Source organism: Cupriavidus necator (genome assembly GCF_040578825.1).
GTDB lineage: Bacteria > Pseudomonadota > Gammaproteobacteria > Burkholderiales > Burkholderiaceae > Cupriavidus > Cupriavidus necator_E.
In genome coordinates this window covers 1-19768 of the sequence record NZ_JBEFLI010000010.1, presented here as the reverse complement: position 1 = coordinate 19768, position 19768 = coordinate 1, and the positions used below count along the sequence as shown (strand labels likewise).

The 19768-nt window shown below is 68.8% G+C and carries 17 protein-coding genes; 3 read left to right on the top strand and 14 right to left on the bottom strand.

Translation table 11 applies throughout. The features are described from left to right. Window positions 1–62 precede the first annotated feature (62 nt). The 13 genes from AB1I47_RS07595 to AB1I47_RS07535 all read right to left on the bottom strand — a co-directional run bounded on the left by AB1I47_RS07595 (window position 63) and on the right by AB1I47_RS07535 (window position 14664). The gene (locus AB1I47_RS07595) at window positions 63–923 is read right to left on the bottom strand and encodes a M48 family metallopeptidase (protein WP_354683164.1); all 861 of its coding nucleotides are present in this window, start codon (window positions 921–923) and stop codon (window positions 63–65) included. After that, window positions 920–1684 carry a lysophospholipid acyltransferase family protein gene (locus tag AB1I47_RS07590; protein ID WP_354683163.1) on the bottom strand — a complete coding sequence of 255 codons (765 nt, stop codon included), beginning with the start codon at window positions 1682–1684 and terminating at the stop codon, window positions 920–922. Before AB1I47_RS07590 ends, AB1I47_RS07595 begins: the two co-directional genes overlap by 4 nt. 34 nt (window positions 1685–1718) lie before the next feature. Continuing rightward, on the bottom strand, window positions 1719–2306 hold the full coding sequence (gene gmhB / locus AB1I47_RS07585) for a D-glycero-beta-D-manno-heptose 1,7-bisphosphate 7-phosphatase (protein ID WP_354683162.1): 588 nt from the start codon (window positions 2304–2306) through the stop codon (window positions 1719–1721). Between the two features lie 34 nt (window positions 2307–2340). Continuing rightward, window positions 2341–4464 carry a glycine--tRNA ligase subunit beta gene (gene glyS, locus AB1I47_RS07580; protein ID WP_354683161.1) on the bottom strand — a complete coding sequence of 708 codons (2124 nt, stop codon included), beginning with the start codon at window positions 4462–4464 and terminating at the stop codon, window positions 2341–2343. A 37-nt stretch (window positions 4465–4501) separates the two neighbouring features. Continuing rightward, entirely contained in the window at window positions 4502–5131 is a 630-nt protein-coding gene (locus AB1I47_RS07575; protein WP_354683160.1) for a hypothetical protein, read from the bottom strand. After that, on the bottom strand, window positions 5128–6078 hold the full coding sequence (glyQ, locus tag AB1I47_RS07570) for a glycine--tRNA ligase subunit alpha (RefSeq protein WP_354683159.1): 951 nt from the start codon (window positions 6076–6078) through the stop codon (window positions 5128–5130). The genes AB1I47_RS07575 and glyQ overlap by 4 nt, the downstream gene beginning before the upstream one ends. 500 nt (window positions 6079–6578) lie before the next feature. Then, on the bottom strand, window positions 6579–8189 hold the full coding sequence (gene lnt / locus AB1I47_RS07565; protein WP_354683158.1) for an apolipoprotein N-acyltransferase: 1611 nt from the start codon (window positions 8187–8189) through the stop codon (window positions 6579–6581). Continuing rightward, window positions 8186–9073 carry an HlyC/CorC family transporter gene (locus AB1I47_RS07560; protein ID WP_354683157.1) on the bottom strand — a complete coding sequence of 296 codons (888 nt, stop codon included), beginning with the start codon at window positions 9071–9073 and terminating at the stop codon, window positions 8186–8188. Before AB1I47_RS07560 ends, lnt begins: the two co-directional genes overlap by 4 nt. Before the next feature lie 134 nt (window positions 9074–9207). Beyond that, on the bottom strand, window positions 9208–9960 hold the full coding sequence (ybeY, locus tag AB1I47_RS07555; RefSeq protein WP_354683156.1) for an rRNA maturation RNase YbeY: 753 nt from the start codon (window positions 9958–9960) through the stop codon (window positions 9208–9210). Then, window positions 9961–10962 carry a PhoH family protein gene (locus tag AB1I47_RS07550; protein ID WP_354683155.1) on the bottom strand — a complete coding sequence of 334 codons (1002 nt, stop codon included), beginning with the start codon at window positions 10960–10962 and terminating at the stop codon, window positions 9961–9963. It abuts the gene before it with no gap. 43 nt (window positions 10963–11005) lie between these two features. After that, window positions 11006–12358 carry a tRNA (N6-isopentenyl adenosine(37)-C2)-methylthiotransferase MiaB gene (gene miaB / locus AB1I47_RS07545; protein ID WP_354683154.1) on the bottom strand — a complete coding sequence of 451 codons (1353 nt, stop codon included), beginning with the start codon at window positions 12356–12358 and terminating at the stop codon, window positions 11006–11008. 85 nt (window positions 12359–12443) lie between these two features. Beyond that, on the bottom strand, window positions 12444–12851 hold the full coding sequence (locus AB1I47_RS07540; protein ID WP_354683153.1) for a hypothetical protein: 408 nt from the start codon (window positions 12849–12851) through the stop codon (window positions 12444–12446). Between the two features lie 127 nt (window positions 12852–12978). Beyond that, a complete protein-coding gene (locus tag AB1I47_RS07535; RefSeq protein WP_354683152.1) occupies window positions 12979–14664 on the bottom strand; it encodes a ClcB-like voltage-gated chloride channel protein in 1686 nt (561 codons plus the stop codon). 297 nt (window positions 14665–14961) lie between these two features. Between AB1I47_RS07535 and AB1I47_RS07530 the strand changes: the two genes are divergently transcribed. Together AB1I47_RS07530 and AB1I47_RS07525 are read left to right on the top strand one after the other, a co-directional pair. Then, complete coding sequence (locus AB1I47_RS07530) at window positions 14962–16572, top strand: DEAD/DEAH box helicase (RefSeq protein ID WP_354683151.1); 1611 nt, start codon at window positions 14962–14964, stop codon at window positions 16570–16572. Between the two features lie 17 nt (window positions 16573–16589). Continuing rightward, window positions 16590–17636 carry a serine/threonine protein kinase gene (locus AB1I47_RS07525; RefSeq protein WP_354683150.1) on the top strand — a complete coding sequence of 349 codons (1047 nt, stop codon included), beginning with the start codon at window positions 16590–16592 and terminating at the stop codon, window positions 17634–17636. A 145-nt stretch (window positions 17637–17781) separates the two neighbouring features. Here the strand turns inward: AB1I47_RS07525 and AB1I47_RS07520 are convergent, their stop codons facing one another. Next, window positions 17782–18219, bottom strand: a complete 438-nt coding sequence (locus AB1I47_RS07520) for a universal stress protein (RefSeq protein ID WP_354683149.1) — start codon at window positions 18217–18219, stop codon at window positions 17782–17784. A gap of 401 nt (window positions 18220–18620) precedes the next feature. Between AB1I47_RS07520 and AB1I47_RS07515 the strand changes: the two genes are divergently transcribed. Then, window positions 18621–19685, top strand: a complete 1065-nt coding sequence (locus AB1I47_RS07515; RefSeq protein WP_354683148.1) for a CaiB/BaiF CoA transferase family protein — start codon at window positions 18621–18623, stop codon at window positions 19683–19685. The last annotated feature ends 83 nt before the right edge of the window (window positions 19686–19768 follow it).

Here is a 19768-nt window from a genome sequence, read left to right as displayed (position 1 = left end):
TTAGGTATCGGAAGGCGCCATTTTAGTGCGTTTGCGGGAAACGCACCCGCGAGCGGGCGGTATCAGAACGTCGGCAACAACTCAGGCGGATGCGCACGCAACTGCGCCCGCGCATCACGGAACTCCGGGAAGATCGATTCCACGGTCTCCCAGAAACGCGGCCCGTGGTTCATCTCCTTCAGATGCGCCAATTCGTGCGCGGCGACATAGTCGATCATCGACAGCGGGAAATGCATCAGCCGCCAGTTCAGCCGGATCTTGCCGTCGGCGGTGCAGCTACCCCAGCGCGTAGCGGCCGAGGTCAGCGCAAAGCCGGTGTGGCGCACGCCCAGCCTGGCGGCATAAATGTCCAGCCGCTCGGCCAGCAGCCGGCGCGCCTGCTGCTGCAGCCAGCCCTGCACGCGGTCCTTGATCTGCTGCTCGTCGGCATGCGCGGGCAGCGCCAGGTGCAGCATGCGGAGATCGGCATCGAACAGCAGCGCGCCGATCGGCGATTCCAGTGCCAGCGTCAGCGGCTTACCCAGAAAGGGCAGGCTGGCGCCGTCGCGCCACTGCACCGTGGGCAGGATGCGGCGTGCTTCGCGGTGGCGCCATTCGCCGAGCTTGTTGAAGATCCAGCGCTGCTTTTCCAGGATGGCCGATTCGATATCGGCCAGCGTGACCCAGCGCGGCGCGGTGATCGACAGGCCCCGGTCGTCGATAGTGAAGCCGATGGTGCGGCGCGCCGAGCGCTTGAGCGTGTAGTGCACCGGCCGCTCGCCGATATGCAGCAGCCGCGCATTGGGCTGAGGAACCGGCCAGACGACCGGTTCCAAATGGTCGTGCGCCAGCGGGGCCGCGGGCTGCGGCGCGGGGGCGGCTTCGGCCAGCGGCAGCTCGAGCTGCGCGCCGTCGGCGTCGGTGGCGGGGCGCAGCAGCTTCATGCGGCCGGCTCGCCCCGGTATTCGCTCTGGTAGCTGGGAGCGTCGATGCGGCGCATGTCGCGCTCGATCCAGTCGGCCACTTCCTGGTTGAGCTGGTCGGCGGTCTTGTTGGCGGAGGCGATCGGCGGGCCGACCGAGATCGTCACCGTGCCGGGGTACTTCAGGAACGAGTTGCGCGGCCACACCCGGCCCGAGTTGACCGCCATCGGCAGCACCCAGGCGCCGGTCTCCACCGCCAGGCGCGCACCGCCGCTCTTGTAGCGCGGATTGTCCAGGCCCGAACGCGTGCGCGTGCCTTCCGGGAACATGATGATCCAGGCGCCCTCGGCGAGCCGGTCGCGGCCCTGCCGCACGGCCGAGGCAAAGGCGCGGGTGCCTTCCTTGCGGTTGATATGGACCATCTTCAGCATGCCCAGCGCCCAGCCGAAGAACGGCACCATCAGCAGCTCGCGCTTGAATACGAAGCACAGCGGCTTGGGCATCAGCGCCACGTAGGCCACGGTCTCCCAGGCTGACTGGTGCTTGGACAGCAGCACCACCGGCTTGTCGAGCATGCGGTCCAGATGCTCATGCCCTTCGATGCGGTAGTCGATGCCGCAGATGCCGCGCGCGGCCCGGATCACCAGCCGCGGCCAGCCGCGCACGAAGCGGAAGCGCTGGTCCGCATTCATGAAGGGGAACACCAGGAAACAGGCGCAGGCGTAGGGCGGCGTCAGTACCAGCAGGTACAGCGCGAATAACAGGGAACGAAGAAACGTCATGCGGGGGGCGCGAAGATGGAATCGGTGCGGGCGTTCAGCCGGCGCTCTGTGCGGGCGGGCGCTGGGCACCATCGCTGCCGGTCAGCCAGCGTGCGAACGCGCGCAGGTCGTCGTGCACCCGCGTGCCGGGCGGCAGGCCGCCCTTGTCCAGGGTCTTGCGGCCCTTGCCGCTCAGCACCAGGTGCGGCGCGCAGCCGACCGCGACACCGGCCTCCAGGTCGCGCAGCGAATCGCCCACGATCGGCACGCCCTTCAGTTCGATGCCGAAGCGTTCGCTGATCTGCTCGAGCATGCCGGGCTTGGGCTTGCGGCAGTCGCAGCCCTCGGCGGCGGTATGCGGGCAGAAGAACACCGCATCGACACGCCCGCCCAGGCGCGCCAGCGCGGTGTGCATCTTCTCGTGCATGGCATTGAGCGCGCTCATCTCGAACAGCCCGCGGCCGATGCCGGACTGGTTGCTGGCGATCACCACGCGATAGCCGGCCTGGTTCAGCGCGGCAATCGCTTCCAGGCTGCCGTCGATGGGCACCCATTCATCGGGCGACTTGACGAACTGGTCGCTATCGAGGTTCACCACCCCGTCGCGGTCCAGGATGATGAATTTGGGCGGGGTCTGCGGCATGTGCTGGCTCCGGTGTTGCTTGGGCTGGCGGCGCTCAGGCGGCCAGCTTGGAGATGTCGGCCACGCGGTTGGCCAGCGCATGCAGCGAGGCCAGCAGCGCCAGGCGGTTGGCGCGCAGCTGCGCGTCCTCGGCCATCACCATCACGTCGTTGAAGAAGCGGTCGACGGCATCACGCAGTTGTGCGAGGTCGCGCAGCGCGGCGGTGAAGTCGCCGCTGGCGAAGGCCGCTTCCACGGCCGGGCGCACGCGCTCGATGGCGGCGTGCAGCGCGCCTTCGGCTTCTTCCTGGAACAGCGCCGGGTTCACCGTGCCGACCGGCTCGGTGTTCTTGCGCAGGATATTGGTGATGCGCTTGTTGGCGGCGGCCAGTGCCTCGGCTTCGGGCAGTGCGGCAAAGGTGCGCACCGCTTCCATGCGGCCGAGGACGTCGTGCAGCGTGTCCGGGCGCAGGCTGACCACGGCCTCGACCTCGTTGGTGGTGTAGCCCTTGTCCTTCAGGTAGCCGCGCACGCGGTCATACAGGAAGTCGGTGATGTCCTCGGGCGCCGGCCTGACCGCGGCGACGCCGGCAAAGGACTGCTGCGTCAGCGCCAGCAGCGAGGCGATCGACAGCGCCAGCGGCTTCTCGATCAGCATGCGCAGGATGCCCAGCGCGTGGCGGCGCAGCGCGAACGGGTCCTTCTCGCCGGTGGGCTGCAGGCCGATGCCCCAGATCCCGACCAGCGTCTCAAGCTTGTCGGCCAGCGCCACCGCGGTGCTGACCGCGCCCGCGGGCAGCGCATCGCCGGCAAAGCGCGGGCGGTAGTGTTCCGAGCAGGCCAGCGCCACGTCCCCGGCTTCGTCGTCGTGGCGGGCGTAATAGGTGCCCATGGTGCCCTGCAGCTCGGGAAACTCGCCGACCATGTCGGTCAGCAGGTCGGCCTTGGCCAGCTCGGCGCCGCGCATCGCGGCGGCCTTGTCGGTCGGCACGCCGCTGTCGTTGAGCGCATCCGCGATATGGCCGGCGATCTGCTGCAGGCGCTGCACGCGGTCAAGCTGCGTGCCGATCTTGTTGTGGTAGACCACGCTCGCCAGTTGCGGCACGCGCGAGGCCAGCGTCTTCTTGCGGTCCTGGTCGAAGAAGAACTTGGCGTCAGCCAGGCGCGGGCGCACCACGCGCTCGTTGCCGGTGATGATCGACTGCGGCGTCTCGGTGGCGAGGTTCGAGACGATCAGGAAGCGGTTGCGCAGGTGCCCGTCGGCGTCGGTCAGCGCAAAGTACTTCTGGTTGGTCTGCATGGTCAGGATCAGGCATTCCTGCGGCACCGCCAGGAAGGCTTCCTCGAAATGGCAGGCGTAGACCACCGGCCATTCCACCAGCGAATTGACTTCGTCCAGCAGCGAATCGGGCATGATCACCTGGTCGGCGCCGGCCTCGGCCAGCAGCGCGGTGCGCATGCGTTCGCGGCGCTCGGCATAGCTGGCGACGACGCGGCCAGCCGATTCCAGCTGCTTCGCATAATCATTGGCGTGCGTGATCTCGATCGCGCCATGCGACAGGAAGCGGTGGCCCTGGGTCAGGTTGCTCGCCTGCAGGCCCAGCACCGTCACCGGCAGGATCTCGCTGCCGAACAGCGCGATCAGGCTGTGCGCCGGACGCACGAAATTCACGGTGTTGCCGTCCGGGCGCTGGTAGCTCATCACCTTGGGGATCGGCAGTCTGGCAATGGTGTCTTCCAGCGCCGCCTGCAGGCCCGCTGCCAGCTCGGCGCCGCGCGCGGTGTAGCGGTAGAAGAAGACCTCGGCCTTGCCGTCGGAGGCGCGCTCCAGCGACTGCCAGTCGATCTCGGCCACGCCGACGGACTTGGCCAGCGCGGCCAGCTTCTTGGCCAGCGGCGCGGTGGGCTCGCCGTTGGCGCCCAGCGCCACTGACAGCGGCAGGACCTTCTCGCGCTGCTCGCGGTCCGGCGCGCTGCGGCGCACGCCCGACACCAGCGCGGCCAGCCGGCGCGGCGTGGCGAACGGCGTCACGGTGGCGCCCGGCTCAAGCAGGTCGCGCTCGCCGAGACCCGCGAACAGGCCCTGCGCGAAGGCGTCGCCCAGGCGCGCCAGCGCCTTGGGGGGCAGCTCTTCGGTGAACAGTTCGATCAGCAGCGAGTCGGTCATGGGTTGCGACATGAATCGTATCCAACAGGTTGTAGCGCGCGCCGCCCGATCAGCAGCGCGGCGAAAGATTAGGTTCCACTCCGGACAGCAGCCACAGGCCGTTCTGTTGCCGGAATTGCAGCGTGGTGTAGGCGCATTGCGCGGCCGCCGCGGCGCTGGCCGCGCCGTTGCTGCCGCCGCGGCTGCCCGCGGCCGGGAAGCGCGCGTCGATGCGGCGCTGGCGCTTGTCGTAGCGGATCTCGTCGATGCGCCCGCCCACCCAGAAATCGATCTTGGGCGGCAGCTGCGCGGCCGAGTAGTAGGTCTTGACCTTGCGCCGGGTGCGGCCGTTGCGCGTTTCCACCTCGACCCAGGTCAGCGGGTAGCGGATCGCGCTCTCATAGGCGCGCAGCGGCACGCGGTGCCAGCCCAGGTCGCGCTGGCCGGACAGGTCGCACGAGAACGAGCGCACCAGTTGCGCCCACTGGTCGAGCGAGTTCAGCGACGGACGCCAGTGGCGCGCCAGGGCGAGCTGCAGCGCCTGCGGGTCGGCCTCGCAGACATTGCTCAGCTCGGCCGGCAGCAGCAGCGCCTCGGGCGCCGGCGCGGCCACCGCGCGCGCGCCGGCGGCATTGCCCCCGGCGGCGAGCGCCGCGATTGCCAGGGCCCAGCCCAGCGCGCTGCGCGCCAGTCGCGTCATGTCCGGGCTCCGGCGCTGTTGCCGCCACACATCGGGAAGCCCAGGGCCTCGCGCGAGTCGTAGTAGGCCTGCGCCACCTGGCGCGACAGGTTGCGGATGCGGCCGATATACGCCGCGCGCTCGGTCACCGAGATCGCGCCGCGCGCATCCAGCAGGTTGAAGGTGTGCGCGGCCTTCAGCACCTGCTCATAGGCGGGCAGCGCCAGGCGCGTGCCGGCCTGGCCGTCTTCCGCGCCTTCGCCATTGCCCATCAGCCGCTTGGCTTCGCCCTCATGCTCGGCGAAATGGCGGAACAGGATGTCGGTATTGCTGTGCTCGAAGTTGTAGGTCGACTGCTCGACCTCGTTCTGGTGGTACACGTCGCCGTAGGTCAGGCGGCGGGTCTCGCCGTTCTCGACCCATTCGGTCCAGACCAGGTCGAAGACGTTCTCGACCTTCTGCAGGTACATCGCCAGGCGTTCGATGCCATAGGTGATCTCGCCGGTGATGGGCTTGCAGTCGATGCCGCCGACCTGCTGGAAGTAGGTGAACTGGGTCACCTCCATGCCGTTGAGCCAGACCTCCCAGCCCAGACCCCAGGCGCCCAGCGTGGGGTTCTCCCAGTCGTCCTCGACGAAGCGGATGTCGTTCTGCTTCAGGTCCAGTCCCAGCGCCTCGAGCGAGCCCAGGTACAGCTCCAGGATGTTCTCCGGCGCGGGCTTGAGCACCACCTGGTACTGGTAGTAGTGCTGCAGCCGGTTGGGGTTCTCCCCGTAGCGGCCGTCCTTGGGGCGGCGCGACGGCTGCACGTACGCGGCGCGCCACGGCTCGGGGCCGATCGCGCGCAGGAAGGTGTGCACGTGCGAAGTTCCGGCGCCGACCTCCAGATCGATGGGTTGCAACAGCGCGCAGCCCTGCCGGTCCCAGTAGGCCTGCAGGGTCAGAATCATTTGTTGGAAGGTCAGCATATGAAGACTAGGTAGAGCCGCTCGGCGGGTTTGTGCCCGGCCGGCATGGAGGCGCGCAGCGCGTGCCGGGGCTGCCGCATGCGGATTTTGCCAAACCCTGAATTCTATCGGCTTTTTGGCCGGGCGCCCCGTTTGGCGGGGCCGGGCAGGGGGCGCGCCGATCTGGCGCAGTGCGGCCGATGTCGGTCTTACGCAACGCCTCGGGAAAATACCGATCCGATTTTCAAGTTGTTCGGGCGCTTGCCAATAATGTTTTTGGATACAGTATGAGTAAGCAACCCGTTTCAGAGCGTTGCGAAAAACAGTCTGTCGGTGGCTGGTTTTTGATGGGGACTTGAGATCATGGCACTTCTTTCTCGCAAACCTTACCTGGTCGCAATCGCGGTCATGATCGCCGCGGCCGCCGTGTCCGTGGCGACTGGCCTGATGGGCTGAAGCGGCCCGCGCGAATAGCGTGATGTCAGGCCCGGAGGCGGCGATGCCGCCGCCTCCGGGCTGTCTCAGCGTGCGCGGCGGATGCGCCGCACCTGCCAGCCCGCCATCCCCAGCACCAGCGCAAACAGCGCCAGTACCGGCGCGTTACCCCAGCGGATATAGGGCGTCAGGCCTTGCATGCCCTGCACCTCGGCAGTCAGCGTGCCGACCGTGAAGGTCGCCAGGCGCGCCTGCACCGCGCCGTCCGGACGCACCACCGCGGTCATGCCGGTATTGGTCGAGCGCAACATCGGCCGGCGCGTCTCCAGCGCGCGCATGCGCGAGATCTGCAGGTGCTGGTCCAGCGCGATGGTGTCGCCGAACCAGGCCAGGTTGGTCAGGTTGGCCAGGATATTGGCCGGCGCCGGCTGCTGGCGCAGCGTCTTGGCAATCTCCTCGCCGAACAAATCCTCGTAGCAGATATTGGGCGCCACGCGCACGCCGCGTACCGGCAGCGAAGCCTGGTCGAGCCCGCCGCGGCGGAAGTCGCCCAGCGGCATTTTCATCATGTCGACGAACCAGCGGAACCCCAGCGGGATGAACTCGCCGAACGGCACCAGGTGGTGCTTGTTGTAGCGGTACAGCCGCTCGGTCTGCGGGCCCAGGCCGAATACGCTGTTGGTGAAGTCCACCGGCGAATCGGCACCGGCCGCGCCGAACAGCACCGTGGTGCCGCTGCCGAGCGCGTAGTCGCGCACCGCCACCGCCACTTCGACCGGCAGGTCCTGCAGGATCACCGGGAAGGCGGTCTCGGGCGTCACCACCAGGTCGGCCGGCGCCGCGGTGATCATGTCGCGGTACAGCTCGATCGAGCGCTGGATGCCGGCGGGCTCGAACTTGATGTCCTGTGGGACGTTGCCCTGCAGCAGCCGCACCGTCAGCGGCTTGCCGGCCGGCGTGGTCCACCCCAGCGGCGCCAGCGCCGCGCCGGCGGCAGGCAGGACCACTGCGATGCCCAGCGCCGTCGCGGCGCGGCCGCGCGCGCCCTGGCCCAGGCTGCGCACGGCGGCGGCCAGCAGCGCCGCCACCGCGGCCGCCAGCGCGCCGATGCCGTAGACGCCGGCCAGCGGCGCAAAGCCCGCCAGCGGGCCGTCGGTATGGGCATAGCCGCCCGACAGCCACGGGAATCCGGTAAAGACGACGCCGCGCAGCCATTCGGTCAGGCCCCATGCGGCGCCGAAGGCCAGTGCGGCCAACAATCCCGCCTGGGGCAGCCGCGCCGTCAGCCGGTGCCACAGCGCGCCGGCCAGTGCAGGCCACAGCGACAGGTAGCCGGAGAACAGCAGCACCGCCAGCGCGGCCATCCACGCCGGCATCTCGCCGTAGACGTGCATGCTGATATAGAGCCACCAGATCCCGGACAGGAACCAGCCCAGCCCGAAGGCAAAGCCGGTGGCCGCGGCCACGCGCGCGCGCGGCGCGTCGGCCATCAGCGCGGCCAGGCCGGCCAGCGACAGGATCTGCAGCCACCACCAGTCGTGCGGGGCAAAGGCTTGCGTATGGGCGATGCCGAGCACGCCCGCCACCATCAGGCGCGCCATGGCCGCGGTGCGCGAGCGCGCCTGCGTGCCGGGCACGCCGGCAGTGCCGGCGTCGGCAGCGGCGGCGCCGTTGAGGGTCGGGGCGGGACGCTTCATGCGCCGGCCACGCTCAGGCTGTCGGATTCGGACTCGCGCCGCACCTGCAGCAGGTGCACCTGCCGGGCATCGGCGCGCAGCACTTCAAAGCGGATCGGCGGCAGCGTGATGATCTCGCCGCGGTGGGGCACATGGCCCACATGGTTGGACAGCAGCCCGCCCACGGTATCGACATCGTGGTCGGAGAAGGCCGTGCCGAAAGCCTCGTTGAACTGGGCGATCTCGGTCAGGCCATGCACGCGCCAGCTGCCGTCGGGCATCGGCAGGATATTGTCCTGGTCTTCGTCCAGGTCGAACTCATCCTCGATGTCGCCGACGATCTGCTCGAGCACGTCCTCGATCGTCACCAGGCCGGCCACGCCGCCGTATTCGTCGACGACGATGGCGATATGGTTGCGGTTGATGCGGAAGTCGCGCAGCAGGATGTTCAGGCGCTTGGATTCGGGGATGAACACCGCCGGGCGCAGCGTCTCGCGCAGGTCGAACGCGGGGTCGGTGTAGTAGCGCAGCAGGTCCTTGGCCAGCAGGATGCCGATGATGTTGTCGCGGCTGCCTTCGTAGACCGGGAAGCGCGAGTGCGCGGTCTGCTGCATGAACGGGATGAAGGTCTCCGGCGCGTCGGCGATATTGACCATATCCATCTGCGCCCGCGGCACCATGATGTCGCGTGCGGTCAGTTCGGAGACCTGGAACACGCCCTCGATCATCGAGAGCGAATCGGCGTCGATCAGGTTGCGCTCATGCGCTTCCTGCAACACTTCGAGCAGCTCCGCGCGGGAGTCCGGCTCAGGAGAAATCAGGTCTGACAGGCGTTCGAGAAGCGATCTGGGGCGATCGGCCTGCTTCAGGTAAGCGGGCTTCGAACTGGGATAGGGGTCGTTCATTTCGCGGCAAGCGCGTGGTGGAGATCGTCTGAAGGATACACTAAAAGCCTGACCGGTCCGCGACGGGGGGCGGTTGGCTGGGTGGCGATGTGAAGCGAGCGGCGCTTCGCAATGCGCCGCCCGTGCGCATGGCATCACGCGGTGCCGGCGCGCTCCGCAAGGTAAGGATCGGCATACCCCAGCGCCTGCAGCGTCTCGGTCTCGATCGCCTCCATTTCCTCGGCCTCCCCGTCTTCCTCGTGCTCATAGCCCTGCGCATGCAGCACGCCATGCACGATCAGGTGCGCATAGTGCGCTTCAAGCGGCTTGCCCTGATCGCGCGCCTCGGCTTCGACCACCGGGCAGCACAGCACGATATCGCCGCTGACCGGGTCTGCCTCGTTCTCGGCATAGGCAAAGGTCAGCACATTGGTGGCGTAGTCCTTGCCGCGATAGGTGCGGTTCAGCGTGCGGCCTTCTGCTTCGTCGACGAAGCGGATCGTCAGCGCGGCATCGGCATACAGCGCTGACCTCACCCAGGTTTCGATCTTGCGGCGCGCGGGCAGGCCGTCGCGCTTGCCGATGCCGTCGCCGTGCTGCACGTCCAGCTCGAGCTCCGGCGGCGTGGCCGGGGTGCCGGTGGTGGTGACCACCGGCGTGGCGGTCACCGCCACCGACAGCGCGTTGTGGTTGTCCGGGCGCACCAGCAGGCCGGCCTGCTGCCTGGTGTCGGTATGCTCGGCGAGCAGCGTCACCACGCCGTCGGCCGCCTGCGACAGGTCCAGCGTCAGGCTGCGGCCGTCGGGCAGCTGCACGCGCAGCGCATGCGCGGCGCTCTTGCGCGCGCGGCCTTCGTTATCGAACAGGGTCAGGCTGACGCCGGGAGTCTTGGCTTTCTGGGATTTCAATTACGCGTCCTTGTGCTGGGCGTGGTATTCGTCATAGGCATCGACGATGCGCGCCACCAGCGGATGGCGCACCACGTCGATGCTGGTAAAGCGGGTGCAGGCGATGCCGCGCACGTCGCGCAGCACATGCTGGGCTTCCACCAGCCCGCTCTTCTGCCCCTTGGGCAGGTCGATCTGGGTAGTGTCGCCGGTGATCACCGCCTTGGAGCCGAAGCCGATGCGCGTGAGGAACATCTTCATCTGCTCGGGCGTGGTGTTCTGCGCCTCGTCCAGGATGATGAAGGCATGGTTCAGCGTGCGCCCGCGCATGTACGCGAGCGGCGCGATCTCGATCATCTGGCGCTCGAACATCTTCTGCGTGCGGTCGAAGCCGAGCAGGTCGTACAGCGCGTCATACAGCGGGCGCAGGTAGGGATCGACCTTCTGCGCCAGGTCACCGGGCAGGAAGCCCAGGCGCTCGCCGGCTTCCACCGCCGGGCGCGTCAGCACAATGCGCTTGACCGAGTCGCGCTCCAGTGCATCGACCGCGCACGCCACCGCCAGGTAGGTCTTGCCGGTGCCCGCCGGGCCGACACCCAGCGTCAGGTCGTGCGACAGAATATTGCGCAGGTAGTCGCGCTGCGCCACGGTGCGGCCCTGCAGCCCGATGCGGCGCGTTTGCAGCACCGGCGATTCGTCGCCTTCCTCGCGCTCAGCCTCGTCAGCCTCGCCGTTGCCCGGCAGATAGCTGCCGTGGGCGCTCAGCTGCCGCGTCTCGACCAGGCCGAGCTGCACGTCGTCGATCGACAGCGGCGTGCGCGCGTTGTTGTAGAAGCGCTCCAGCGCCAGCGCGGCGTCCTGCGCGTTGTTGCCGCGAATCGTCATGCGGTGGCCGCGACGCTGGATGGTCACATCCAGCGCCTGCTCGATCTGGCGCAGGTTCTCGTCGAGCGGCCCGCACAGGTTCTGCAGCCGGGTGTTGTCGTCCTTGGGTGCGACGAATTCTGCGGAAGGGATCTTCATCGGTTGGCGTTGGCCTCGCTGGATGCTGGCTGGATGCTCAAGATTACTGGCGCACCACGATCTCGCCGCGCAGCGAGTGGGGGAACGCCTGCGTGATGCTGACATCGACCATCTGGCCGATGAGCCGGTCGCGGCTGTCCTGGGGCACGCCCGGCAGCGCGAAGTTGACCACGCGGTTGTTTTCTGTGCGGCCGTGCAGCTCGGTCGGGTCCTTGCGCGCGGGGCCTTCCACCAGGATGCGCTGCACCGTGCCCACCATGTTCTGGCTGATGCGCTGCACGTTTTCCTCGATGGTGGCCTGCAGCCGCTGCAGGCGGCGCAGCTTGACCTCGTGCGGGGTGTCGTCGTGCAGGTTGGCCGCGGGCGTGCCCGGGCGCGGGCTGAAGATAAACGAGAACGAGGTGTCGTAGCCGATCTCCTCGATCATCGCCATCAGCTTCTCGAAGTCGGCATCGGTCTCGCCGGGGAAGCCGACGATAAAGTCCGACGACATCGACATGTCCGGGCGCAGCACGCGCAGCTTGCGGATGATGCTCTTGTACTCCAGCACGCTGTAGCCGCGCTTCATCGCCATCAGGATGCGGTCGGACGCATGCTGCACCGGCAGGTGCAAATGGTTGACCAGCTTGTCGCAGCGGCCGTACAGCTCGACCAGGCGCGAAGTGAATTCCTTCGGATGGCTGGTGGTGTAGCGGATGCGCTCGATGCCGGGGATCTCGGCCACATACTCGATCAGCAGCGCAAAGTCGGCGATCTCGGTGGTGTCGCCCATCTTGCCGCGATAGGCGTTGACGTTCTGGCCCAGCAGCGTGACTTCACGCACGCCCTGTTCGGCCAGGCCGGCGACTTCGGCCAGCACGTCCTCGAACGGGCGCGACACTTCCTCGCCGCGGGTGTAGGGCACCACGCAGTAGCTGCAGTACTTGGAGCAGCCTTCCATGATCGAGACAAAGGCGCTCGGGCCTTCGACGCGTGCCGGCGGCAGGTGGTCGAACTTCTCGATCTCGGGGAAGGAGATATCTACCTGCGACTGGCCGGTGCGCTGGCGCCGCGCAATCAGGTCGGGCAGGCGGTGCAGCGTCTGCGGGCCGAACACCACGTCGACATACGGCGCGCGCGAGACGATGCTGGCGCCTTCCTGGCTGGCCACGCAGCCGCCCACGCCGATCACCAGGTCAGGCTTGACCGCCTTGAGCGCCTTCATCCGGCCCAGTTCCGAGAACACCTTCTCCTGCGCTTTTTCGCGCACCGAGCAGGTGTTGAACAGGATCACGTCGGCGTCTTCGACGTTGTCGGTGGGTTCCAGCCCCTGGCTGGCGTTGAGGACGTCGACCATCTTGTCCGAGTCGTACTCGTTCATCTGGCAGCCGTACGTCTTGACGAAAACTTTCTTCATATGCCGATCTCAGTGGTTGACCTGGGGGCATCAGGGTGTTGCAACAACGCGCAGGCATGTGGGGCATGCCGCGCTCTTCCGGGGACTACGATTTTGCTTTCAGCGCCTTCTGTTCCGTCTCGCTCAGCACCCAGGCGGTCAGCAACTGGCCATACAGGTCCAGCTTGTACCGCACCGGCAGCTTCTGGCCGGCCACCGCGGAAGTGGGCAGCAACTGGTTGTCGGTGCCAAACAGGCGCAGGCCGGGCGCCACGCCGACGGTCTTGCCGTCGAGCGTCGCGGTCTGCGGCGCGCCGGCGGCAGGCGCGGCGATGACAAGTTTTGCGGACTGGGCATCGTCCGGGATCACCCGTACCGGCTGGCCCACCGCGCTGGCCGCACCGAGCAGCAGCGCGCCGGCGCAGGCCAGCGAACGCCACAGCGGGCGCCACAGCGGGCGCGAGGGTTTGACCGGCTCCGGCGCCCGGCGGCGCGCATCACGACCTGCTGGCATGGGGGAACTCCGACAATTAGGACGAAGCCATTCTTGAATGCTGAGCGCCGGTATTCGGCGCAACCCGCCATTTTACCCGCTCAGGGGGTTGGCGGTGCGACCCTCGGGTTAATGCGCAGAACATGGGTCAGAACAGGCAAGATGCCTCTTGCAGCACACGCTGCTTGGACACCGTGCCGATCAGTTCACGGTCCGCGGTGTCGCGCACCAGCGGGATCCGGTTGATGCCGTGTTCGGCAAACACCGCCAGCGCATCGCGCAGCCGCGAATCCGGCGTCAGCGCCGGGAAGTCGCGCTCGGCCAGTTCCAGCACGCCTTGCTGCGATCCTTCGCGCTGGGCGCGCTGCACCGCGTGGATCGACAAGGCGCCCAGCAGGCGCCCGTCGAACTGCACCAGATAAAGGTAGCGCGTGCCGGTTTCGGCAAACTTGTCCGCCGCTGCGGCCAGCGTGGCATTGGGGTCGAGCACGGTGTCGGTCGGGTCGCACAGGCCGGCCAGCGTCAGCGTGCGCGCATGTTCGGCGGCGGCCGACGCCTGCGCACGCTCGGCGATCACGCCGTACAGCGACAGCGTCTGGCAGCGCGACGCGGTGTAGTACGCCGCCACCGCGCCGATCATCGACGGCAGCAGCAGGGCCGGCGCCAGCGTCATCTCGAACACCATCAGCACCGACATCAGCGGCGCCTGGCTGGTGGCGGCCAGGAACGCGCTCATGCCCACCAGCGGCAGCAGCGGCGAGCCGCCATCTGCCACGCCATGCATGGACAGCGCCAGCAGTTGCCCCAGCGCCGCGCCGATAAACAGGGACGGCGTGAACACTCCGCCAACCGCGCCAGAGCCCATGCTGATCACCGTGGCGGCCAGCTTGGCCAGCAGCACGCCGGCCACCGGCACACTCAGCGGCTGCTCCTGCAGGATGGTCTGGATGGTGGAATAGCCGTTGCCGACCACCTCCGGCACCGCCATCGCCAGCACCCCGACCAGCGCGCCGCCCAGCGCCAGCCGCGCCACCGGCCCGCCCGGCATGCCGGCAAAGCGGCTGCGCGCAAAGCCCGCCGCGCGCAGGAACAGCGCGCCGGCGATACCGGCGGCGATGCCCAGGCCGGCGGCGGCGAGCAGGATCTGCGGCCGCAGGTCGGGCGCGATATCGAGGCCGGGGTACAGCGGCTGCAGCCCGCCGTGCCACTGGCTGACCATCGCGCCGGCCACGGAGGCCAGGAACAGCGGCATCAGCCGCTGCACCGCCAGCGCCCCGAACACCACTTCGGCGACAAAGACGGCGGCGGACAAAGGGGTGTGGTAGACGGTGGCGAGCCCGGCCGCGGCGCCACAGGCGGTCAGCATGCGCCGCATATTGGACCCGCCGCCGCGCTCGAGCCGCGTTGACGGGAACAGCGAGCCGCACAGCGCCGCGAGCTGGATCATCGCGCCTTCCTTGCCGACCGAGCTGCCGCTGACGATGGAGAAGAACGACGACAGCGCGCGCAGCAGCGTGACGCGCACCGGCAGCCGGCCGCTGCCGTTGGCGACCGCCTCCATGTAGTCGGTGGCGCCGCCGTGGCTGCCGGCCAGGCGGTTGGACAGCACCAGCAGCGCGCCCGCCAGCGCGCCACCAATGGCGGGCACCACCACGCGCCACGCCAGCGCCAGCGTGGCAAAGACCACGACCACGTCGGCATGGCTGGAAAACACCACCACGCCGGCGCCTTCCAGCGCTTCCTTGAACAGCGTGGTAGCAATGGCCGCCAGGATCCCGACCGGGATGGCCGCGAACAGGGTGACTTCCTGGTCTTCGAGGAATCGCAAGCGCATGGCGGCTTTCCGGGGCGGGCCGGGCCCGGAGGGCGGGCAGGGCGGAGGCTGTCATGATAGCGCAGCGCCACCCGGGCAAAACCGCTGTGCGCTGGCGCGCATACGGGCGCCGCGCAAGTGCAGAACCGGCTCGCCCCGGACTGGTACACTAGCGACCTTTCTTGCGTGGCCGGGCCAATGGCCTCGCCAGGCCCGGCCCCCCGGCCGCTTTTTTCTGAATTCGATACCGCTATCGATTACACGAGCCATCCGGCGTCTGGCGCACCGCGTGCGCAGCGATGGCCGAAGCAGCAATTCATGTCTTTCTCCGAACTCGGCTTGTCCGAAAAGATTGTGCGTGCGGTGGCCGAACAGGGCTACACCACACCGACCCCCATCCAGGCGCAGGCGATCCCCGCCATCCTCAAGGGAGGCGACCTGCTCGCCGGCGCCCAGACCGGCACCGGCAAGACCGCCGGCTTTACGCTGCCGATGCTGCAGCTGCTGTCCGAGTCCGCCGCGGCCCGCGCCGCCAATGGCGCGCCGCGTCAGGCCCGGCTGCCGGTGCGCGCGCTGGTGCTGACGCCGACGCGCGAACTGGCCGCCCAGGTCGAGGAGAGCGTGCGCAACTACGGCAAGTACCTGCGCCTGCGCTCCATGGTGATGTTCGGCGGCGTCGGCATCAACCCGCAGATCGAGCAACTGAAGCGCGGCGTCGAGATCGTGGTGGCCACGCCTGGCCGCCTGCTGGACCACGTGTCCCAGCGCACCATCGACCTGTCGCAGGTGGAACTGCTGGTGCTCGATGAAGCCGACCGCATGCTCGACATGGGCTTCATCCACGACATCCGCAAGATCCTCAACGTGCTGCCGCCCAAGCGCCAGAACCTGCTGTTCTCGGCGACGTTCTCGGACGACATCCGCGCGCTGGCCGACCGCTTGCTGAACAACCCGGCCTCGATCGAGGTGGCGCGCCGCAACACCACCGCCGAAACCGTGGACCAGCGTGTCTACCCGGTGGACCGCGAGCGCAAGCGCGAGCTGCTGGCCCATCTGGTGCGCCAGCACGACTGGCACCAGGTGCTGGTGTTTACGCGAACCAAGCATGGCGCCAACCGGCTGGCCGAACAGCTCGCCAGGGACGGCCTGTCGGCGCTGGCGATCCACGGCAACAAGAGCCAGTCGGCGCGCACGCGCGCGCTGTCCGAGTTCAAGGCCGGCACGCTGCGCCTGCTGGTGGCAACGGATATCGCCGCGCGCGGCATCGATATCGACCAGCTTCCGCATGTGGTCAACTTCGACCTGCCCAATGTGCCGGAAGACTACGTGCACCGCATCGGCCGCACCGGCCGCGCCGGCGCCGAGGGCGAGGCGATCTCGCTGGTCTGCGTCGATGAGCATGCGCTGCTGCGCGATATCGAGCGCCTGATCAAGCGCAAGATCGAACAGACGGTGCTGCCGGGCTTCGAGGTCGACCCGAGCATCGCGCCCGAGCCGATCCAGAAGGGCCGCCAGCAGCGTGGCGGCGGCGGCCAGGGCCAAAGCCAGGGCCGCGGACGCGCCCAGGCACGTCCCGCCGGCAACGAAGGCGAAGGCGCCCCGCGCCAGCAGCGTGCCGCGCGCGAACCGCAAGGCGCGCCACGGCAGGGGCAGGGCGGCCAGCCGCAAGGCCAGCAACGTACGCGTGCCGCCGAAGGCAGCCAACGCGGCAACGGTCCGGTCAACGGCAACCGCGGCGGCCAGCCCGCCGGCGCGCGCAACCCGGCACCGCGCCGCGACGGACAGGAACCGGTACGCCAGCAGCGCGCCGCCCAAACGCCGCGCCAGGCAACCGGCCAGCCGCACGACGCCGCACCGGCCCCCGCGCGCAACCGCCGCCCCGCGCCGCAAGCCGCGCTGCTCGGCGGCAACCGCAAGCCGGCGCGCTGAGCCGGCCAGGCTGAGCCATGCACGCGTCCAACGCTCCTTCCGACCCCGGCGTCCCGTACGCCGGCCTGACGCCGGAGCTGATGCTGGACGCGCTCGAAGGCGCCGGCCTGCGTCCCGACGGGCGCCTGCTGGCGCTCAACAGCTATGAGAACCGCGTCTGGCAGATCGGCATCGAGGATGCCGCGCCGGTGGTCGCCAAGTTCTACCGCCCCGGCCGCTGGACCGACGCGGCCATCCTCGAAGAGCACGCCTTCGTGCGGCAGCTCGCCGATGCCGAGATCCCGGCAGTGCCGGCCCTGGCGCTGGCGCCGGGCGAGACCGGCACGCTGCTGCACCACGGCGGCTTCCGCTTCGCCGTATTCCCCCGCTGCGGCGGCCGCGAACCCGCGCTCGACCGCTCCGACACGCTGACCTGGCTCGGCCGCTTTATCGGCCGCAGCCATGCGCTGGGTGCAACGCAGCCCTACCAGGCGCGCCCGGCGCTCGATATCGATACGTTCGGCGTGGCGCCGCGCGACTGGCTGCTGGCGAGCGGCTGCATCCCCGCCGACCTGCTGCCCGCGTGGCAATCAGTGGCGGACCTGGCGCTGGACGGCGTGCGCCGCTGCTATGAACGCGCCGGCGACGTGCGCATGATCCGCACGCATGGCGACTGCCACCGCGGCAATGTGCTGTGGATCGACGAGGACGACGCCCGGGGCGGCACCCATGGCGCGCCCGGCCCGCATTTCGTGGATTTCGACGACAGCCGCATGGCGCCGGCGATCCAGGACATCTGGATGCTGCTCGAAGGCGACCGCGCCGCGATGCAGGACCAGCTCGCCGATATCGTGGCCGGCTATGAAGACTTTGCCGAGTTCCGGACGCGCGAGCTGTGGCTGGTGGAAGCGCTGCGCACGCTGCGGCTGCTGCACTACAGCGCCTGGCTGGCCAGCCGCTGGGCGGATCCGGCGTTTCCCGCGGCGTTCCCGTGGTTTGGTACGGCGCGGTACTGGCAGGATCGGATCCTGGAATTGCGGGAACAGGTGGCGTTGATGGAGGAAATGCCGTTGTGGGGTGGGTGAGGCAGTGGCGGTAACGATTGAGTAGCTGCTTGCCCCCTGCAGCAGGGCTCCCCTCTCCCGCTTGCGGGAGAGATGGAATGAACACCGCCCATGGCTTTGGAGCACCCAAAGACGTTGGCTTCGCTGGATGTCGCTCCTTCCTGGCCTATTTCTTCTCTGGCGCCTTCACCAGCAGCACCGGACAAGGCGCCTGCGCCAGCACCCGCCCGGCCACCGACCCCAGCACCGCGTCAAAGAACGACCCCCGGCCGTGCGTGCCCATCACGATGAGCTCGGCGTTGACCGAGCGCGCATAGGCAACGATGCGCTCCGGTGCGAAGCCGTGCAGCGCGTGCCGCTCAAACGGCACATTGGCCGCGGACAGGATGTCGCACACCCCGACCATTGCCTTCTCGCTGGCTTCCTTGTGCCAGTCATCGATGGTTTCCTTGCTGACGAAGGCGCGCACCTGGCCGCTGACTTCCGGCGCCACATGCACCACATGCACGGTAAAACCGTTCTGCAGCAGCTTGCCTTCGGCGATAAAGCGCGCCGCGGCGTCGCTGAAGGCCGAGCCGTCGGTGGCGAGCACGATATTGGTCATGACGGGAATCTCCTGGATGGGGGCTGTGGACGAGCCAGGTTGAGGAACACCGCCGGCTGGCGGGGATCGGTGAAATCGGGCGGCGCGGCGGGGCGGCGCCGCCGCCATCTGGAACCATCATGGCAGGTAGTTTGCTGCCCGGGCCCGACTTAGATCAAGTCGGTTCGGAAATCGGTGATGCCGCTGTGCGATAGCCGGACACCCATCGGGACTCGCCAGATACGTCAAGCCGCGTGACACTTTTGGCCATTGCCGCCCCGGCGGGGCGGCGCGTAGCATGCTTACAGCACGCCGCGTGCCCGCTTGTTTTATTGGTCGCGGCGCACACGGCCATCCAACATACAGCCGCCGCCCCACGCCCACGGCGCCCCTGGCGGAAGGCGATTCCGGAGACAACGATCATGAGTGAGCGAGGCCTGCTGCCCCTGCGCGGCATCAAGGTGGTGGAGTTCGAAGGCATCGGGCCGGGCCCCTTGTGCGGTGCGATGCTGGCCGGCCTGGGCGCCGAGGTCACGCTGGTGAGCCGCCCGGTGGCGCCAGACGCGCGCCGCATCCTGCGCGGCGTGCCGGTGCCGCCGGAGATGGAGCTCGAGCACGGCAAGCGCTTGGTGCAACTTGACCTGAAATCGCCCGAGGGCGTGGCCGCGGCGCTGGACCTGGTGGCCGGCGCCGATGCGCTGATCGAAGGCCTGCGCCCCGGCACGATGGAGCGGCTGGGCCTGGGCCCCAAGGCCTGCCATGCGCGCAATCCGCGCCTGGTCTACGGCCGCATGACCGGCTGGGGCCAGACCGGGCCGCTCGCGCAGAGCGCCGGCCATGACCTGAACTACATCGCGCTGACCGGCTTGCTGTCGATGGCTGCCCGCGACGATGCGCTGCCGATGGTACCGCCGACGGTGATGGGCGATGCCACCGGCGCGCTCGGCCTGGCGTTCGGCATCACCAGCGCGATCCTGAGCGCGCGTGCCAGCGGCGAGGGCTGCGTGGTGGATGCCGCCATCACCGATATCGTCGCCATGCTGGGCTCGCTGGTGCAGGTGTCGCGCGCTTCGGGCACGCTGGGGGGGCCCCAGCCCAGCCCGTTCCACGATTCGCCGTTCTACGACGTGTTCCGTTGCGCCGACGGCCGCGCCATTACGCTCGGCGCGCTCGAGCCGCAGTTCTACCGCGAGCTGCTCGGGCGGCTGGGCCTGACCGATATCGATCCCGCCGCGCAGTACGACCGTGCGCAGTGGCCGGCGGTGAAGGCGCGCATTGCCGCCTGCATCGCGGCGCAGCCGAGCACGCACTGGGAGAAGGTGCTGGGCGGAACCGACGTCTGCTTCGCGCGCGTGCTGACACTGGACGAAGCGGCCCGCCACCCGCACAACCAGGCGCGCGGCACCTACCGGCTGCACCCGCAGGGCGAGCGTGAGGTGCCGCGCTCGGCGCCAGCGCCGCGCTTCCTGCCCGCCGGCACGGAATAAGCGCGCGCCAGCGCCAGCGCCGGGTTCGGCTACCATGGGTCATCCCAACACACCGGAGACGCAAGCCATGGCCGAACCCACCC

Bases quoted from the DNA above. Each gene is read 5' to 3' on its own strand.
- AB1I47_RS07595 (WP_354683164.1), bottom strand. From the start codon at position 923: ATGAAGCTGCTGCGCCCCGCCACCGACGCCGACGGCGCGCAGCTCGAG.
- AB1I47_RS07590 (WP_354683163.1), bottom strand. From the start codon at position 1,684: ATGACGTTTCTTCGTTCCCTGTTATTCGCGCTGTACCTGCTGGTACTG.
- gmhB (WP_354683162.1), bottom strand. From the start codon at position 2,306: ATGCCGCAGACCCCGCCCAAATTCATCATCCTGGACCGCGACGGGGTG.
- glyS (WP_354683161.1), bottom strand. From the start codon at position 4,464: ATGTCGCAACCCATGACCGACTCGCTGCTGATCGAACTGTTCACCGAA.
- AB1I47_RS07575 (WP_354683160.1), bottom strand. From the start codon at position 5,131: ATGACGCGACTGGCGCGCAGCGCGCTGGGCTGGGCCCTGGCAATCGCG.
- glyQ (WP_354683159.1), bottom strand. From the start codon at position 6,078: ATGCTGACCTTCCAACAAATGATTCTGACCCTGCAGGCCTACTGGGAC.
- lnt (WP_354683158.1), bottom strand. From the start codon at position 8,189: ATGAAGCGTCCCGCCCCGACCCTCAACGGCGCCGCCGCTGCCGACGCC.
- AB1I47_RS07560 (WP_354683157.1), bottom strand. From the start codon at position 9,073: ATGAACGACCCCTATCCCAGTTCGAAGCCCGCTTACCTGAAGCAGGCC.
- AB1I47_RS07550 (WP_354683155.1), bottom strand. From the start codon at position 10,962: ATGAAGATCCCTTCCGCAGAATTCGTCGCACCCAAGGACGACAACACC.
- miaB (WP_354683154.1), bottom strand. From the start codon at position 12,358: ATGAAGAAAGTTTTCGTCAAGACGTACGGCTGCCAGATGAACGAGTAC.
- AB1I47_RS07540 (WP_354683153.1), bottom strand. From the start codon at position 12,851: ATGCCAGCAGGTCGTGATGCGCGCCGCCGGGCGCCGGAGCCGGTCAAA.
- AB1I47_RS07535 (WP_354683152.1), bottom strand. From the start codon at position 14,664: ATGCGCTTGCGATTCCTCGAAGACCAGGAAGTCACCCTGTTCGCGGCC.
- AB1I47_RS07530 (WP_354683151.1), top strand. From the start codon at position 14,962: ATGTCTTTCTCCGAACTCGGCTTGTCCGAAAAGATTGTGCGTGCGGTG.
- AB1I47_RS07525 (WP_354683150.1), top strand. From the start codon at position 16,590: ATGCACGCGTCCAACGCTCCTTCCGACCCCGGCGTCCCGTACGCCGGC.
- AB1I47_RS07520 (WP_354683149.1), bottom strand. From the start codon at position 18,219: ATGACCAATATCGTGCTCGCCACCGACGGCTCGGCCTTCAGCGACGCC.
- AB1I47_RS07515 (WP_354683148.1), top strand. From the start codon at position 18,621: ATGAGTGAGCGAGGCCTGCTGCCCCTGCGCGGCATCAAGGTGGTGGAG.